This window comes from Halorubrum sp. AJ67, assembly GCF_000513435.1.
Map to the genome: position 1 here is coordinate 63,993 of NZ_CBVY010000009.1, position 682 is coordinate 64,674.

General features: G+C 68.9%; 1 protein-coding gene. It reads right to left on the minus strand.

Annotation, left to right across the window (positions count from 1 at the left end; translation table 11 throughout):
- Positions 1–239: 239 nt before the first annotated feature.
- A partial coding sequence (locus BN903_RS09225) for a hypothetical protein (protein WP_048077501.1) occupies positions 240–682 on the minus strand: 443 nt, incomplete at its 5' end.

A 682-nucleotide genomic window follows, 5' to 3' on the forward strand; every position in this document is an offset into this window, starting at 1 on the left:
CGAAACGCTGGCCGCGGCCTTCCCCAGCGTCTGCGAGCACGAAACGCCGGCGGCCGTCGACCGGCCGACCGAGGGCGAAACGGAGCGGCAAACGACCGGGACCGTCAGCTGCCTCCGGCACGGTCGGCGGAGAGCGCGGAATTGACCCGGTCAGACGAAAGTGACGAGACCGGGCGTTAGATCGACAAGACGGCGGCGAAAAGGCCGGGTCATCGGCGGATCGGTCCGGGAAGCGCGGATCAGCGGACGATCCGCACCGTCGTCTCGTCGGTCAGGCCGCGCTTCTCGGCGTCCGTCGCGTTGATCGCGACACCGATGGTGTGGGTTCCGACTCCCGCCGGCTCCCACTCGCTGTCGGAGACCCTGAACAGCTGGTCCCACCGCTTTTGGAACTCCTTGCGTTCGCCGCGGTCGAACGACAGCTGCCCTTCCTCGTCGGGCGGGTCTCGGATCGGGACCTCGGCCGCCTCGACGTTGCCGTCGACGGTCCACTCCCAGAGGAGCGGGGAGACGGTCGGGATCGATATCGGCACCGGCAGGCGGTTGCGAAGGGTCACGCGGAACGGGACCGGCTCGCCGACCTCGTACTCGTCGTCCGACGTCTCCACGGACACCGACACCGGAAGGTGACGGAACCGTCGGGGGATCAGGAGGTCGCTCAGCGTCGACGACGGGACCGATC